The 15,427-nt window shown below is 47.0% G+C and carries 11 protein-coding genes; 10 read left to right on the forward strand and 1 reads right to left on the reverse strand.

Annotated features, from left to right (window positions below; genetic code table 11):
• The first annotated feature begins 20 nt into the window (after positions 1-20).
• Positions 21-1,037: an NAD-dependent epimerase/dehydratase family protein gene (locus tag NTV65_07425; protein MCX6115027.1), complete on the forward strand. Its 1,017-nt coding sequence runs from the start codon at positions 21-23 to the stop codon at positions 1,035-1,037.
• Positions 1,038-1,148: 111 nt separating this feature from the next.
• Positions 1,149-2,435 carry a DNA recombination protein RmuC gene (locus tag NTV65_07430; GenBank protein MCX6115028.1) on the forward strand — a complete coding sequence of 429 codons (1,287 nt, stop codon included), beginning with the start codon at positions 1,149-1,151 and terminating at the stop codon, positions 2,433-2,435.
• 36 nt (positions 2,436-2,471) lie between these two features.
• Here the strand turns inward: NTV65_07430 and NTV65_07435 are convergent, their stop codons facing one another.
• The gene (locus NTV65_07435; protein ID MCX6115029.1) at positions 2,472-4,502 is read right to left on the reverse strand and encodes a hypothetical protein; all 2,031 of its coding nucleotides are present in this window, start codon (positions 4,500-4,502) and stop codon (positions 2,472-2,474) included.
• Positions 4,503-4,688: 186 nt separating this feature from the next.
• Here NTV65_07435 and NTV65_07440 point away from each other — a divergent pair, with 186 nt between their 5' ends.
• From NTV65_07440 to NTV65_07475, 8 genes are all read left to right on the forward strand, one after another.
• Positions 4,689-7,010 (forward strand): ATP-binding protein, encoded by a 2,322-nt coding sequence (locus tag NTV65_07440; GenBank protein MCX6115030.1) that lies wholly within the window; start codon positions 4,689-4,691, stop codon positions 7,008-7,010.
• 29 nt (positions 7,011-7,039) lie between these two features.
• A complete protein-coding gene (locus NTV65_07445; GenBank protein MCX6115031.1) occupies positions 7,040-7,396 on the forward strand; it encodes a hypothetical protein in 357 nt (118 codons plus the stop codon).
• Between the two features lie 162 nt (positions 7,397-7,558).
• The gene (locus NTV65_07450) at positions 7,559-8,545 is read left to right on the forward strand and encodes a hypothetical protein (protein MCX6115032.1); all 987 of its coding nucleotides are present in this window, start codon (positions 7,559-7,561) and stop codon (positions 8,543-8,545) included.
• A gap of 27 nt (positions 8,546-8,572) precedes the next feature.
• Entirely contained in the window at positions 8,573-9,292 is a 720-nt protein-coding gene (locus NTV65_07455; protein ID MCX6115033.1) for a class I SAM-dependent methyltransferase, read from the forward strand.
• A 312-nt stretch (positions 9,293-9,604) separates the two neighbouring features.
• A complete protein-coding gene (locus tag NTV65_07460) occupies positions 9,605-10,276 on the forward strand; it encodes an SAM-dependent DNA methyltransferase (protein ID MCX6115034.1) in 672 nt (223 codons plus the stop codon).
• A complete protein-coding gene (locus tag NTV65_07465; GenBank protein MCX6115035.1) occupies positions 10,263-11,774 on the forward strand; it encodes an Eco57I restriction-modification methylase domain-containing protein in 1,512 nt (503 codons plus the stop codon). Before NTV65_07460 ends, NTV65_07465 begins: the two co-directional genes overlap by 14 nt.
• The gene (locus NTV65_07470) at positions 11,767-12,891 is read left to right on the forward strand and encodes a PDDEXK nuclease domain-containing protein (GenBank protein MCX6115036.1); all 1,125 of its coding nucleotides are present in this window, start codon (positions 11,767-11,769) and stop codon (positions 12,889-12,891) included. The genes NTV65_07465 and NTV65_07470 overlap by 8 nt, the downstream gene beginning before the upstream one ends.
• Entirely contained in the window at positions 12,888-15,407 is a 2,520-nt protein-coding gene (locus tag NTV65_07475; protein MCX6115037.1) for a GIY-YIG nuclease family protein, read from the forward strand. The genes NTV65_07470 and NTV65_07475 overlap by 4 nt, the downstream gene beginning before the upstream one ends.
• Positions 15,408-15,427: the final 20 nt, after the last annotated feature.

Genomic DNA, 15,427 nt, shown 5'->3' on the forward strand with positions numbered 1-15,427 from the left:
CCTGCCTGACAAAGGATAGCATGGCGATCGATCTCGATATCCCTACCGGGAGTAGTGTGCTTGTGACCGGAGCTTCTGGGTATACCGGACAGGTGTTGACCCGTAAGCTTGTAGCGCTCGGTTTTCGGGTGCGCGCCGTTGCGCGTACTAACTCAAACCTTAAGCCGCTAGAGGATCTACCGATTGAGTGGATACGGGGTGAGGTCTACGATCCTCAGGTCACCGAGCAAGCGGTAGCGGGCGTTGAGTACCTCTTTCACGTCGCTGCGGCTTACAGAGAGGCTAAGATCTCGGATGAAACCTACTACAAGGTGCACGTAGAGAGCACGAAGCTCTTGGCGCAGGCTCTTAATGGCTCGCCAAACTTTAAAAGGTTCGTGCACGTTTCAACTGTTGGGGTGCATGGTCATATCGAGGAGCCTCCGGCGGATGAATCGTATCGTTTCGATCCTGGCGATATCTATCAACGCACCAAAGCTGAAGGGGAGCTCTGGATAGCGGAGTATGCGCGCAGTACCGGATTGCCTATAACTATAGTTCGACCGGCTGCGATCTACGGCCCAGGTGACAGACGGCTTCTAAAGCTCTTTAAACTCGCAGGCAAGCCGATATTCCCACTCTTTGGCGCGAAACAGGGGTTCTATCACCTGATTCATGTAGAGGATCTGACGGATATCTTTATTACTGCGGCGCTGCATCCAGAAGCCCTTGGCCAAGCCTTTATCGCCGGTAATCCGAGTCCTACTCGACTAGAAGATATAGTGCGTACGATAGCATCGGAGCTTAATAATAAGCGCCTCTGCTTTCTTAGGCTACCAGCCTGGCCCCTTTTTCTAGCAGCCGATCTATGCGAGGCGCTCTGCAAGCCGTTTGGAATCGAGCCCCCGCTTTATCGTCGTCGTGTTGCCTTTTTTACCAAGGACCGAGCCTTCGACACCTCTAAGCTTCAGAAGCGCCTCGGCTATCGCTACACCGTTGATGTTGAAGCGGGGCTACGAAATACCTCGCGGTGGTACCGTGAGCAGGGCTGGTTATAGCTCGCAACACCCCGTTCTTTAAGCTACTTATACTAAAGGCATCCTTTTTCCTCCTAAAGATCTCCTATAGGTATCCGATATAAGGAGAGTTGGTATATAGGGAGGAGATTAATGCCCATTTCATTTTTCCTAAGTGTGGCTCTATTTGGCGCCCTTATCGGCGCAACCATAATGTGGCTTGTGATGCGCATGAAGCAAGTGGCGCAGGAGGCCTGCCTTACCGAGCGTCTTGCGCAACAGGAGCTGCGCTACCAGGAGCAGCTAGCGATATTTCAGGACGCCGAGGACAAACTAAGCGATTCCTTTAAAGCGCTCTCCGCCGAGGCTCTTAAAACCAACTCAGAGCAGTTCACAAGACAGTTTGGGGATACGGCGCGTGCGCTTTTAGAGCAGCTTGGTGGCTCCTCTAAGGCGCAGGTCGACACGGGCCATAAACTACTCGAGACGATCGGCAGATCTATCGCTGACAAGATTATTGAAGTCGATAGAAGTGTTAAGGAGATCCACAAAAACAGGATCTCAACCGATGCCCAGCTGCAGAAGCAACTAGAGAGCATCAGCAGCACTAGCGAGCGGGTTGGAAGCGAGACCGCAAAGCTCCATAATATACTGACTAACTCAAGGGTGCAGGGGGTCTGGGGACAGAACGAGCTGCGCAGCGTAGTTGAGAACGCCGGCATGCTGGAGCACTCTGATTTTTTTGAGCAAGAAACGGTCAGTGGCCTTGATGGTCAATACCGTCCAGATCTACGGGTCAGGCTTCCAAATGGCTTTAACGTTATTATAGACGCCAAGGCCCCGATGCAAGCCTACTACGATGCTGCAACGGCCACCGATGCGCAGCTTCGTAAGAGCAAGCTCAAGGAGCACGCTGCGGCTGTTAAGGCTCACATTAGGGAGATGGCGCGCAGGAACTATCCTGCGATAGCGGCCTTTGCGCCCGCCCTGGAGTACACCGTTATCTTTCTTCCGAGTGAGAGTCTTTTCTTTGGGGCGTTAGAGGGCGGCGATGACCTGCTACGCTTTGCAGAGCAACATAAGGTGGTAATTACAACCCCACTAAGCTTAATGGCCTTTCTGCGCGCGGTTGCCTGTGGCTGGACCCAGGTTGCGGTACAGGAGAACGCCCAGGAGATTCAACGGCTCGGCCAGGAGCTACATAAGCGCATAGGGCGCTTTATGGCGGGCTTTGCTAGGGTCGGAAGGGGGTTGGATACGGTCGTTAAAAGTTATAACGACACGGTCGGTATGCGCCGCAACCTAGACAGCTCCTTAAATCGATTTCAGGAGCTCGGTGCTGGGGATGGAAGCCTACTAGAGGCGGGCGCGGATATCCCAAGCGATGTGCGCATCTTTGAAGTGGAAGAGGAGTCCTTACGCGAGCTCCTCGGCCCCTAATAGTATAGCGCCAACTCAGCAGCTCTACAGCTTTCGCTACGGCAACTTACGCACAATATCCTCAAGATCCGTCAGATCTAGATATTCACGGAGATTCTTATAGTGCACTTTGCGCGCAGTTAGATCGAGCCCCATATCCTCATAGTGCAGGAGCGTCCTTTTAATATCCTTTACCTTTTGCTCAACAACCCCATAAGGCTCTCTGTAGCCTACAACTGTACGTTCTGGAAAGAGCTCTCGGGCCTCAACCACCTTAGCAAGCTCCCTAGCAACCTTAACAAGCTCTTTGAGGGGAACGGTCTGATGCTCTATCGTTCGCCTACGCAGCACCTCAAAGGCTGCGTTGGTCTGTTGTAGCTTACAGACAACTACCATCTTAACGATGGCGTCCCTTACTCCAGTACGAGTTTGGTTCACTATTGCCGTATGCAGCTCTTTGCTACAGCTACGCAGCTTCTCTGCAAACGCAATAAAGGGCCTGATCTTGATATTCGATGATAGAGATACAAAACCAAGGTTCATGCGACCGATAAGTTTATTGGCCTCCTTCGTTCGCTGCTCCCTTGAGAGTCCGCCTTGAGTAAAATAGTACTCATAATCGCGAAGTATCGCCGGAGTATCCAAGAGATCCATCTGCACTTTCTGGAATCGCTCCTCATGTTCCTTGATAGACCTGTTCAGAACTAGGCGATCGGCTTCGTTCCACTGCCCCTTCTGCGGAATCTCCCCTGAGCGAAGATCTAAGCGCGTAAACGCTGCAACCATTTGGGTAAGAATTGGGGCTATATTTTTAATAACTAGATCTGGATTTCTAGGCGTGATCGCGAGCTGCTCTTCGATCTTGAGAAGGAATTTAAACGCCTCACTCTTGGCTACGTTTGAATCTGCAGCGAGCTTTTCGTGAGTTTCTGCCGCAAGCTTACACAGTAGACCGTGCAGGTGTTGACGATGCTCGATGCTCGTAGCGGGTTTCCATTCAGAGTTGATGCGCTGATTGAGATCCTTCCATTCAATCGTGAGTTTGGCCAGCTCACTTATCTCAGCATCGTGGCCCTCTCGCTGATAGTGCGTCTTGCGTAGTAGGCTGTAAGCAGAGGCGTGGAAGTGTACGACACGTTGCAGGGGTAGGAACTCGCCACGTTTTTGGGCCCTCAATGCGGCGTGAGAGGAACCAGAAACATCCTCTCGCACATAAAGAAGTGACCCGATAAGATCTGACCGTATCGGATCGAGCGCTACTACATATGGATCAACGGCTGCCGCTGGAGCACCGTAAAAACTTAGCACCGCGTCAGTATGCGGCTTGACGATCATAATTCTACCGCTTTTAGAATCTATTTTTTCGGTCGACTCCCAAAGCGCCTTTAGCCCATTAACAACCTTAAGCGCCCCCTTGGTCTGCAGGACCTCAAGCTGAGTAATACGCTCCTCTGGCCACTGAACGAGTCCAAGATCCGAGAGTAATTTGCTCGGCATACTATCGGGACTAACAAGACAAGGCGCCAGATTGCATGTATTTAAGCTGCGAGGAATAGATTCACTCCTGAGCATCGGCACCGTAAAGTTCATCGGATCGCAGAATAACTCCTGGAAGCTCTTAAACCTCGACCTTTGGAGGTCCTCCCACAAGTCATTACGTATAGTAGCCAGATCCTTGGGGGTAATATTTCCAATACTTGGAAGCAACGGCGCGCTCATTGTCGCCGCACTAGAGTGCTCCTGGCTCGCCTCGGAGAAGAACTGTACTAGCTTCTGACGCACAGCCTCTGAAATTCGAAACCCCGATGAGCCTGGACATAGCGCTTCAGCACGCAGCATAAGGTGGAGATCCCGCATACGTATAAAGTTCGCCGTCCAGTCAGATCGCCCCTCGGTTACGCGGTCATAGAACTCTCGTTGTGTATGTGTAGATGCCAGCTCCTCAATCTGTTGACGATCCGTCAGTAGGCTTTCAAAACGCTCTATACGAGCAGGACGAGAGGGCCCATCAAGCAATTTGCCGCGTACGAGAGCATTATAATTAGCGTCACGAAGATCATTACAGCTTTTGTCTTGAGGTATAGGCATACGCCAATATTTAGCCCTTTCAACACCTTAGTCAAATAAAAGAGGTGTCTCGAATGCCCTAAAGGTGTTCCCTTTAGCTTCCAGTAGTTAGCCAGTTCGGATCTGCCTGGATCTGCCTAATTGGCTTTCTATGGGGATGAACTTTCCCCCTACCATAAGAGTAACTTCATGCTACAGTTGACCACAATGACTGATCAGCCTACGTCAGATCCGATTGCGCGCTTTGTTGATGCGTGCGAGGTCGAGGGCAGGGAGCATGCCCTTACAGGCCGCGAGTACAGACTATCTGGTGGTATCCGGGTAGGGGGTAACGCGGATCGATGCTCCGATCCCCTCGATCTATACTCCGTTCCCCTCGGGCGATACTCTGATTCCCCAGGTAGATTTCTGTATCGCTTCGATCTATTGCGCAAGATTCCACTTAAGGACGACTCTAACTTTACGATCTCAGTCGAGGGGAGATCTATTGATGGCTCAATTGTAGCGCAACAGGATAGGGCTGTAACGATAGCCCTTACAAGCGACTGCGGCGCTACGATTGAAACCGCGCTATTAACGATTAGCAGCGCCGATCTCATTCATGCTCTATCACAGAGACTCTCCGCACTGCGAGGAGCCGAACCGAGTGCGCACTTTAACTCACACCTGGCACACCGGGTGCTTAATATCTCACAGCTCTCAACGGCTCCGCTTCAAGATGCCCTTACTCCCCCGAGCGATCTGACAGAGGAGCAACGTGCTGCACTTGAAGGGATGACGGCCCATGAGATTTCGTACCTATGGGGACCTCCTGGCACGGGTAAGACCACAACGCTCGCCGCGACTGTATACAAGTTATTTGCCGAAAATATGCGGGTCCTGCTGGTTTCCAACACCAATCAGGCGGTGGATGGCATCCTTGAGGCGCTCTGTAAAAGGGTCTCAGGCAAAGCCAAGCTCGCCGTACCCGAGGGAAGCATCCTTCGTGTTGGCCCGATAGTTAGTGACACTCTAGCAACGAACTACGGAGAGCAGATTGAACTCGACTCGGTGCTGCGCCGCAACGAGAAGAAAACCGTTGAAAGACTTGTACCACTTAAGAACGATCGCGATGCACTCAAAGCCTCTATCTCGCAGCTAGAGACGGGTAAAACGCTGGCGCGTTCGCAGGCTGGTCTGAGGGAGAAGCTCTCCCAGATCGAGGCTCGCCGTCGAGCTCTGCGTCCAGGGCTTTTTGCCTCCATTCGTCGAATATTTTTTGCAAATGGTCTATCAAAGCCTGTCGTAGTAGACGAAACAGAGGATCTGGATAGTGAGATAAAGCTTATTTATTCCGGGCTAACTAAGATCACTGAATCCCTTAAGCAGATAGACCTTACGTCGCTCGAGGCAGATCTGGCCGAATCAAAGACTCGCTATCAAGAGCTTGGTGAGGCGATCGGTGGTCTTGAGGAGTTGCAACGTGAGATGAGAGCTAGCGTTCTTTCGCGCGCTAGGGTAGTGGCAACCTCAGCAACCAGGGCATTTCTACAACCCCAACAACTAACTGATTTCGATGTTGTAGTTATCGATGAAGCTTCCATGCTGCCACTTCCGGTGGTGTTTCTATTGGCGGGCATTGCGCGCCGTCAGGTTATCATTGCAGGAGATTTTCGGCAGTTGCCTCCGATAGCTCTCTCATCATTGCCGGTTGTAAAGCAGTGGTACAGTAAGGATATCTTCGAGGCTGCTGGAATAGTCGATCTAGTTGAAGCGGGGGGGCAGCACGCATGCCTCTTCACCCTAAGCACACAGTTTCGTAGTAAGCCGGAGATCGTAAGCCTGATTAACGGACATTTCTACGCAGGCAAGCTCTTAACTCAGTACAGCGGGGGTGAGCCTGTCGTCTATTCAGACCCATTAGCTGTGCTCAATACCCAGGCCGTAGTAATCGTTGATTCAAGCTCGCTCTCGCCGCTTGGGCAGAGCACTGCTAAATCGAAAGCGAATCTGCTGCATGCTTTACTTGTGCGCTCGATCGTAAAACAGCTACAGATCTGTTCTAGCCCTCAAATCCAGGATCAGCTCGGCGTTATCGCGCCTTATCGTCCGCAGGTTGATCTGATTCAGGATCTCCTTTCTGAGGAGCAGCTCAGCTCGGTAGCTGTTGGAACGGTGCACCGTTTTCAGGGGGATGAGCGCAAAATTATTATCCTTGACCTGACGGAGAGTCCACCCCACCGCTTAGGCGGGTTTTTAGCGGCGACCTCACCCCGCGAAACGGGCGCCAAGTTGCTTAATGTAGCGTTAACGCGGGCAAAGGAGCAGCTCCTAATCGTTGCCAACCTCGATCATCTTAGGGCTTATCTGCATGACCACCATATTCTCAAACAGATTATAGCTGATATAGAGGCCCGAGCAGCGGTGGTTAGTGCGAACCTCTTCTTGGATCTTGCTACTAGTGTTAATAATAATCTGGCGCCGCAGCTCTCGGAGCTCTCACAGACCTCGCAGGTCTCGCAGACCGGGGCGCGCGACGAACAGCGCTGATGGTATCGCCGCGAATCTCTAAATCACTAGTGAAGATAATCACAACGTTATTGGCGAACCGCCCAACTAGACTTGAGCTTGAGATCGTTGTGCCGCCGTTTAGTGCTGAGGTGGCGGAGTCCCTTGATGATTACAACTCATCACTTGAGATGTTTTCTAAGCTTGGTTGCCAGATCTCAGAACGTCACAACCTGAAATCTGGTCTAGTGATTGTAGATGATTCTGTAGCCTGGTTTGGCACTCTTCGTCCGCTAGCCTGTCTTGATAGCGACATAGGAACCATGACCCGCTGTACTAGCCTGGTTGCGGTGCAGGCGTTGCGTAAGTTTATAATTCCCCCTGCAACAAGCAACACTACCTCGCCGCTAGGCGTTGTTAACGGCTAACCACCCACTATAGATAAACATTGTCTGTTCAGCTAGTTAACAAGTAGGTAGAGAATTAAATCAATTGCTAAACGTATTCTAATAGTAAAAGTAGGGTGCTAAACGTGCCTAATAACACCCATTGGTATAGTATCGGGTACTTAGTAAGGAAGGGCAGTTTAGATGAACGTACGAATAGTGGGGCTCTCTCACCGCCTAGGTTCTACAATTATAGACGCCGAGTCTATTGAGAATCATTTCAAGCGCGAACCTGGCACGATTGCAAACCTCTCTGGGGTTTCGCGACTTCACAGGATCTCTGAGGGCGAGGATCTAGTTACCATGGCAAAGGATGCCTGCCTGGATGCCATTAAGAACGCCTCCGTTGAGCTTTCGCAGGTTACCGGTATCTTTTCCTCCTGCAATCCTACTACTGATTTCCTTATCCCAACCCTTGCTCCATTAGTTGCTGCTAAACTTGGCATTAGCCATGTACAGGCGTGCAATATCGGTATGGGGTGTGCTGGTGGGGTTCAGGCACTCCAGGCTGCTTATAACCAGTGCATGGTTGATTCGTTGCGTGGTGTGACGAGCTACTATCTAGTAGTTGCTGGCGACCATATAAGCCGCATGCTGGACAAGGAGAGCTGGAAAACAGCTATACTCTTTAGCGATGGAATCTCAGCGACCTTAATTACAAATGACCCTAAGAGTACCGCTGGCTTTATCATCGAGCACATAGCCTCAGAGACCTATGCGGGCGAGAGCGTGGATGTAATCAACCTTCCTAATGCGCTTGCGCAGAAGGGTGAGTACAACCGCACAGAGATAATGCTTCATATGCGTGGCCGGGGCGTGTTTGAGTTTGGAACCAGGATTGCACCGCGCCTACGCGTGCTCTCTGGGCTTGAAAGCTTTAAGGACTGCTACATTATTCCGCACCAGGCTAATATTAGAATGCTAAATGAGCTCCTTCCTACCATGGAGATCCGAGCGGATCAGCTCTATACAGATGGTATTACTAAGATCGGTAATATCTCAGGAGCTGCTTGCTTCCTTGGACTAGAGGATATGGTCAAGCGTAATTTGGATAACAACTGCGAGCGGGTGCTACTGTGCGCCTTTGGAGCAGAGCTTCAGGTTGCGGTTGCGGTTCTCAAACGGGGCTAGGAAGATTAGCTTTGCGCAGCACCTCACATGAATAACTACGACACATTTGCGCACCTCTATGATCAGGTAGTCGGGGACCGGGGCGAGGTTGCGCTATTTATTCGGCGCCTTATCCGCTCCTATACTCCCAAGGCCAAGCGCGTACTAGAGCTTGGGTGTGGTTCTGGCACGATGTTGCAGCACCTCTCAAAGCACTACGTAACGACCGGGATAGATAACTCACGCAAGATGCTGACCCTTGCGAAACGCAAAGCCCCACGCGCCAAACTTATCTTAGGCGATATTACAGATTTCTCGCTAGCAGAGAGCTTCGATGCCGTCGTATGCCCATTTGACACGATGAATCATATAACTAGCCTGGCAAAGTGGCGCAAGGTTTTTGAGAACGCGCATAAACACCTCTCTTCGAACGGCGTGTTTATATTTGACGTAAACACAGAGTTTAAGATGGAGATGTATAGAAAGGATCCTATCACAGTAGATCCCCATCAAGCCGCGTTCTCGACCGTTGATGTGCGGCGTATTCGCCGGTACAGATACATGGTCAACCTTACGCTCTACAGGGAGCAGCGCCGCGATATCTTTAAGCGCTATCAGATGAGCATCCCAGAGCTGGTCGTACCAACTCAGATTATTCTAAGGGAGCTCGCGACATATTTTCGCACTGTAATCATGATTGATCCCGATCGCCTCCGTCCTAGTAGCGGGACCGAGGAGCTGTTCTTTATCTGTCGGAGGCCCAGGTAAGGTAGGGGGGATCGAGCGCCAAGTCAGCTATATTTTCCGAATCAATTTCCTAATCAATCACTGAATTCCAAGCTATTTTTACGCAACACGCAACTTTCTGTAGTCGTTCTCCGATTACCCTTATAGCAACGCCCTATAGGAGGACTATCGTATGTGCGAAAACACACTCACCCTACGTTTCGAAGGAACAAAGAGGCTAGAACTAAGGGGCTCTATTGCAATGTCGATACCACAGATCAGCTACTTGCGGAAAGTGAATTGATCTTCCTATCCTTACGCTGCTGAAGACGCTGATAAGAAAGATAAGGTCAAATGACAGAAACACAGGAAGTTGAGCAGTTAGTAATTTCAAGACAGCGAGTTACTGACCACGGTGAGGTCTACACTAGCAAGCGTGAAGTGAACGCAATGCTAGATCTCGTGAATCAAGAAGCTGAAAGAATAGATTCTCGTTTTCTTGAACCTGCATGCGGAACGGGTAATTTTTTATCTGAGATCTTACAGAGAAAGCTAAACATCGTTAAAGCTCGTTACTGCAAAAGTCAATTAGAGTATGAGCGATACGCCATACTTACCATCTCAAGCATCTACGGAATTGATATCTTAGAAGACAATGTTCAGCAGTGTCGTTCACGTTTGCTTGAAATCTTCAAGAACGAATACAAAAGTCTCTACAAGCAAAACACTAACCCTGATTGCTTAAAATCTGCGAAATTTATTTTAGACCGAAATATTGAATGGGGAAATGCTTTAACGCTGATGACCGTATCAGCAAAACCTCAACCGATTGTTTTCTCTGAATGGTCAGCGGTTAATGGCAGCATGCTTAAAAGAAGAGACTTTTCTTTTAAGAATTTAATAGCACACGAAAGTATTCGTGAGCTGCCTTTGTTCTCTGATCTTGGTGATGATGTTTTTATTCCTACCCCATTAAAAGAGTATCCGCTCGTTCATTTTTTAAAGGTTGCAGATGGAGACAAATAGTAACTACAACCCAGATGTGTTGACTTGCCTTGCTAATCTCAGCAATGACGAGGTTTTTACGCCGCCTGCTTTAGTTAATCAGATCTTAGATCTGTTACCGAGTGAAATCTGGAAAGATAGGAATGTAACTTTTCTTGATCCAGCTTGCAAGTCAGGGGTTTTTCTTAGAGAGATTGCTAGAAGACTTAATGAAGGTTTGAAGCCAGTCATTCCTAATTTACAGAAACGGCTTAATCACATCTATCAAAAGCAATTATTTGGTTTGCCGATTACTGAACTGACCGCACTACTATCAAGAAGAAGCGTTTACTGCTCGAAGAATGCAAACGGGAAGTATTCAGTTTGCGATTGTTTCAACGATAGTCAAGGTAATATTCGATTTGAAAGAGTAGAGCATACTTGGAAATCGGGTCGCTGCTCTTTTTGTGGAGCTAATAAAGAAGAGTATGACCGAGGCGAAGAGTTAGAAACTCACGCCTATAAGTTTATACACACCGATCAACCTGAGGAGATCTTTAATATGAAATTTGATGTAATTATTGGAAATCCACCGTATCAACTTAAAACAGCCGGCGCACAGGCCCAGGCCTCGCCAATTTATGACAAGTTTGTGACGCAGGCAATTAAACTACGCCCTCGGTTTTTAGCCATGATCATTCCGTCTAAATGGTTTTCGGGCGGAATGGGTTTGAATGAATTTCGGCGCACTATGCTGAATGACAAGTCTATCAGGAAAATATTTGATTTTCCGAATTCCGTTGACTGCTTTCCAGGCGTAGATATTAGCGGAGGGGTCTGTTATTTTTTGTGGGATAGAGATCACAAAGGACAGTGTGAAGTCAGCACTTCTATTGAAGGAAGTGTGTCAACGATGATTAGACCACTTCTAGAAGATGGAATCGACTCATTCATAAGATATAACGAGGCCATATCTATTCTGCACAAGATTGCCCAATTAAAGGAGCTTTCCTTTTCTAATCTCGTCAGCTCACAAAAGCCGTTTGGACTTGCTACTAACTTCAGCGAATTCAAGAGCGAGCCGTTTGAAGGCAGCGTTATGTTTATAGCCTATAACCGGACTGGTTATATAAAGCGTGAACAAGTAGCACAAAACCTAGAACTAGTAGACAAGTTCAAGGTTTACTTATCGCAGGCTTACGGCGAAAGGATATCTAGCTCATATTGGGTAACAGGAAAGCCATTTATTGGTAATCCCGGAACATGTTGTTCCGAGGCGTATTTAGTTATTGGACCATGCAGTGATGGCAAAGAATGTGAAAACATAATGAGTTATATAAGGACACGATTTTTTCGCTTTCTAGTTTTGTTACTAAAAAACTCGCAGCACGCACCAAAAAAGGTTTACACTCTAGTTCCTGTCCAGGACTTTTCGTCGTCTTGGACTGACGAAAAACTCTACAAGAAATATAAATTAAGTAAGAAGGAAATATCTTTCATTGAATCCATGGTGCGCCCAATGGAGCTAGTGAATGACTAAAAAGGCTCCCAAAAAGCCCATCAAAAAACAAAAGGCTTTAGTGCCAATTAAATCATCTGCGCCCAGTGAAGCCGCTCTATTCAAACAAATATCAACGATCATTGAAAAACGTAGATACCGAGCTGGAGCCTACGCAAACCGAGAAGTCACCCTGATGTATTGGGAGATAGGCGGTTATGTCAATTCAAATATCCTTAAAAACAAGAGAGCAGAATACGGGAAAAACATTTTGACGACGCTATCGTCAAAATTATCAGGCCGATATGGAAGCAGCTTTTCAGAGCGTAATTTATACCGAATGAGCCTGTTTTCTGAGCGTTTTTCAGATTTAGAGATTTTGACGATGCTGTCGTCAAAATTAAGTTGGTCACATTTTACTGAACTTTTAAGACTTAAAACTGATGCAGCAAGACTTTATTATGCAAATGATGCTTCTGAAAGAAACTTAGGCGTGCATGAACTACGTCATCAAATATCTCGCAAAGCTTACGAGCGCCGTGAAATCGCCAACGCCCACATAACAGAAAAATCAGCAGTTCCATTTAATGTATTCAAAGATCCATACCTATTAGATGTCCTTGGCTTGAAAGAGAACTATCTTGAGGCTGATTTAGAAAAAGCCATTCTTGAGAGCATTGAGAGCTTCATCCTTGAATTTGGTCATGGGTTCACCTTTGTTGAAAGGCAGAAACGAATGATCATTGAGAATGATGAGATAGTTCTCGATCTTCTGTTCTTCCATAGAAAACTAAGAAGACTTGTTGCAATCGAGTTGAAGCTTGGTCAGTTCAAAGCTGCATACATGGGGCAAATGTCTCTCTATCTAAAATGGCTGAATCGCTATGAGAGACAGGAGGGTGAAGAAGCGCCAATCGGTATTATTCTATGCACTGAAGCAAACCGTGGGCAGATAGAACTCCTTGAATTGGATAAGGCAGGTATTGCAGTTGCGGAATACTGGACAGAGTTACCGCCAAAAAAACAATTTGAACGCAAGATTAAAGAGATTATGCAAGAAGCCAAGGAACGCTTAGAGCGCCGAAAGCTCTTTCCTAAAAGTAATGTCCAGAAGCAGATAGATTATTTCATCGAGCCAAAAGATGAGGATGATAAATGAAAGATAAGAACTTTTTCCCACCAAGACCAGACGCCAAGCCTACGATCTATGCTTATGAGGATACTAACCCTCAGTATAAAGGCTTGCTGAAAATTGGTTACACTACTGGAGTTGTTAAAGATCGTATCGCTCAACAATATCCAACAAAACGACCTGGCAAATTACCTTATCTGATAGTGCTTGAAGAACCAGCCATGCGAAATGATGGCAGTACATTTACTGATAGAGCTGTTCACCGTTATCTTAAAAAAGCAGGTATTAAGAACCCCGATGGCGAATGGTTTGAATGCAAAGTTGCAAGGGTAAAGGCAGCAATCATTGCACTCAAAAATGGAGAGTTAAATTCTGAAAACCGCTCACTTAACTTTGGCATGCGACCAGAGCAACAGCAGGCGGTAGATAAGACCGAGCAATATTTTAATAGCTTCCGCAAAGAACAGCCAAAGAAATCACCACACTTTCTATGGAACGCTAAGATGCGTTTCGGTAAAACCTTTGCCTCGTATCAGTTAGCGAAACAAATGAAGTGGACTAAAATCTTAGTTCTGACTTTTAAGCCCGCAGTTCAAAGTGCCTGGGAGGATGATCTAAACTCACACGTTGATTTTGAAGGCTGGCAGTTTATTTCACCTGATGGTCTGACCTATGACCAAGCGAATAAAAAGAAGCCAATCGTATGCTTTGGCTCATTTCAAGACTACTTAGGAAAGAACAAAAGCACTGGTGGCATTAAGACCAAGAACGAATGGGTTCACACCATGAATTGGGATTGCATCATCTTTGATGAATACCATTACGGTGCATGGCGTGAGAATGCCAAAGATTTGTTTGAAGCAGAGAGCCAGCAAGAGCAGGAATATGCTCAAGGAGTCGGTGTAAAAGATTTCGATGAAGATATTCTTCCCATCACCACTAATCACTATCTTTATCTTTCAGGCACACCCTTCAGGGCTCTGTCATCTGGTGAGTTCATTGAAGAGCAGATCTTTAACTGGACATATTCAGATGAGCAGCGAGCAAAATTAGAATGGCAAGGTGATAACAACCCCTATCGTGCACTTCCAAGAATGGTGCTGCTTACCTATCAGCTGCCTGATGCAATTCGTGAAGTCGCGATGCAGGGAGAATTTAATCAGTTTGATCTTAATGAATTCTTTTCAGCAGAAGGTGAAGGCGATGATGCTGAATATATCTATGAAGATGAAGTTCAGAAGTGGCTAGATCTCATAAGAGGTTCTTTTCTTGAAACTACAGTAGACAATCTAAAGCTTGGTGCAAAAAAACCACCGATGCCATTCTCTGATACTAGATTGTTAAATGTTCTCTCTCATACGCTTTGGTTTCTTCCAACCGTGGCATCGTGTCATGCAATGAAAAACCTACTGATACAGCGACAGAATAAGTTTTATCACGATTATAAGGTGATTGTAGCCGCTGGTATTGAGGCAGGTGTCGGTGCAAAAGCTCTACCACCTTTATTGAAGAAGATGGATAACCCTCTTGCAAGTAAAACCATCACTCTTACTTGTGGAAAGCTAACCACTGGTATTTCAGTTAAGCCTTGGGCTGGAATATTGATGCTTCGTAGCTGTTCATCACCTGAAACTTATTTTCAAGCTGCATTTAGAGTTCAAACACCTTGGACAATCACTAACCCTGATAGTTTGTCACCAAACAAGGAAGTGATTGTTAAAGAAGAGTGCTACGTCTTTGACTTTGCACCTGAACGAGCTTTGAGACAGATAGCTGACTATAGTTGTAGGCTGAATGTTGATGAGCAGAACCCTGAAAAGAGAGTTGAAGAATTCATCAGTTTCTTACCCGTGCTTGCATACGATGGTAGCTCAATGAAAGAGGTTGATGCCGCTGGTATTCTTGACATGGCAATGAGTGGAACAACTGCCACCTTACTAGCCCGCAGATGGGAGAGTGCATTACTTGTGAATGTTGATAACAGAACGCTTCAACGCTTGATGGACAGCGAAAAAGCTATGGAAGCTCTGATGAACATTGAAGGCTTTAGAAATTTGAATCAAGAGATTCAAACTATTATCAACAAGTCAGAAGCCGTTAATAAGACCAAGAAAGAAGCGAACGAAAAAGAACTATCGGAGAAGGAAAAGCGTGAACTCTCGGATGAAGAAAAGGAATACAAGAACCTAAGAAAGCAAATTCAAGAGAAGCTGATCAAGTTTGCAACAAGAATTCCAGTCTTCATGTATCTGACTGATTACCGTGAGCGTTCATTAAAGGATGTGATCACGCAGTTAGAGCCAGGGCTCTTTAAAAAAGTAACAGGTGTGACCGTCAAAGATTTTGACCTACTAGTAAGCCTTGGCGTCTTTAATAGTGCATTGATGAACGATGCTGTTTACAAGTTCAAACGCTATGAAGATGCAAGCCTAGTTTATGCTGGTGTTAATAAGCATGAGGGTGAAGATGTTGGGCTCTATGATACGGTGATTAGTGGAGAGGAGTTTATAGGTGTTTTTAAGGGAGCAGTGAAAGAATTTTGAGGATAAATTGAATGACGATT

The organism is Pseudomonadota bacterium (genome assembly GCA_026390555.1).
In the GTDB taxonomy this organism is placed as follows: domain Bacteria; phylum Bdellovibrionota_C; class UBA2361; order UBA2361; family OMII01; genus OMII01.

Coding starts and splice junctions, on each gene's coding strand:
- NTV65_07435 (MCX6115029.1), bottom strand. CDS start 4,502: ATGCCTATACCTCAAGACAAAAGCTGTAATGATCTTCGTGACGCTAAT.
- NTV65_07440 (MCX6115030.1), top strand. CDS start 4,689: ATGACTGATCAGCCTACGTCAGATCCGATTGCGCGCTTTGTTGATGCG.
- NTV65_07460 (MCX6115034.1), top strand. CDS start 9,605: ATGACAGAAACACAGGAAGTTGAGCAGTTAGTAATTTCAAGACAGCGA.
- NTV65_07425 (MCX6115027.1), top strand. CDS start 21: ATGGCGATCGATCTCGATATCCCTACCGGGAGTAGTGTGCTTGTGACC.
- NTV65_07450 (MCX6115032.1), top strand. CDS start 7,559: ATGAACGTACGAATAGTGGGGCTCTCTCACCGCCTAGGTTCTACAATT.
- NTV65_07430 (MCX6115028.1), top strand. CDS start 1,149: ATGCCCATTTCATTTTTCCTAAGTGTGGCTCTATTTGGCGCCCTTATC.
- NTV65_07470 (MCX6115036.1), top strand. CDS start 11,767: ATGACTAAAAAGGCTCCCAAAAAGCCCATCAAAAAACAAAAGGCTTTA.
- NTV65_07455 (MCX6115033.1), top strand. CDS start 8,573: ATGAATAACTACGACACATTTGCGCACCTCTATGATCAGGTAGTCGGG.
- NTV65_07465 (MCX6115035.1), top strand. CDS start 10,263: ATGGAGACAAATAGTAACTACAACCCAGATGTGTTGACTTGCCTTGCT.
- NTV65_07475 (MCX6115037.1), top strand. CDS start 12,888: ATGAAAGATAAGAACTTTTTCCCACCAAGACCAGACGCCAAGCCTACG.